We start from the raw sequence: 1,081 nt of genomic DNA on the forward strand, positions 1-1,081 counted from the left end.
TGATGCTAAAAACAATGCTTAAAACCTGTCTCAAATCGAAACTCCCTCCTCGCTTGCAACGCCTGATTGTCCTGCGGACAATCAAGCTCGCCAGCTCGCACAGTTTTTATACGAGACGTTACCTCACATTCTGAGTTCGAAAAGACAGTTCTTTTTTGCCATTTTTGAGAGGTAAGGTTTCTGATAATTCCAATCGCAGTTTTCGGTTCGAAAAGTCGGTTCCTAAAAGCCATTTTTGAGACCTCTATTTGGCAAAGGTTCTGGTCGATCACGAAGCGGACTTTACTCGGACGTGGAAGCATCAGTTCGGTTTAAGCTGGATGTTAGGGAAAATATGAACATTTACTCATGGCTGGAATGGTCACAGCGGATTATAAAACGTGAGGTAACATTGTATAAAAAAAATGCTCAAACCTGTCTTAATTCGAAAATCCGTGCTTGCTTGCAACGCCTGATTGTCCTGCGGACAATCAAGCTCGCCAGCTCGCACTATTTTTTATACGGGACGTGGTGCAATAGTTAAAAACCTCAAAATGATAAAATTTTTAACCATAAGCCTTTGGATTTTTTCTATCTCTTGTCAAAATAGTGCAAGGACAGATAATCCCACGGACTCCAATACTGAATTTGCTATTGCAGATTCCCTTTATTCTGTTGTAGAATATAAAAAGGAAATGTCACATCCCTTTGAAAATGGAGAACCGACAGATTTAAATGTTGATGAATTAAAGACGGTTGAAGAAATTTTAGAGAGAGCTGTAGATGAGAATAATCAAATTCAAAAAGAAGCTTTACAAAAACAAAACGCCGAGAATCCTGAAAATAAATGGTCCGAAACTGGATTTGAATTGGAGACAGAGAATTATTATCGTCAGTATATTCCGATAGTAAATGAAAAAGGTGAAAAAGAGGTTTGGGTAAATTTATCTTGTAAGGAATTTTACGATGAGAATTGGAAAAAGGAATTGTTGCTACCGGTTGAGGATGGGGGTAATTGTTATTTCAACGTGAAAATTAATCTGAATAAAAAATCTTATCGGGATCTGCGGATTAATAGCCAGGCATAAAAAAACCATTGCAC

At 37.9% G+C, this 1,081-nt stretch carries 1 protein-coding gene; it reads left to right on the forward strand.

Translation table 11 applies throughout. From position 1 onward, the window contains the following. The first annotated feature begins 533 nt into the window (after positions 1–533). Positions 534–1,067, forward strand: a complete 534-nt coding sequence (locus ACQ93I_RS17185; protein WP_431699604.1) for a hypothetical protein — start codon at positions 534–536, stop codon at positions 1,065–1,067. The last annotated feature ends 14 nt before the right edge of the window (positions 1,068–1,081 follow it).

Source organism: Salinimicrobium sp. WS361, assembly GCF_050750585.1.
Lineage (GTDB): Bacteria > Bacteroidota > Bacteroidia > Flavobacteriales > Flavobacteriaceae > Salinimicrobium.

Coding starts and splice junctions, on each gene's coding strand:
- ACQ93I_RS17185 (WP_431699604.1), top strand. CDS start 534: ATGATAAAATTTTTAACCATAAGCCTTTGGATTTTTTCTATCTCTTGT.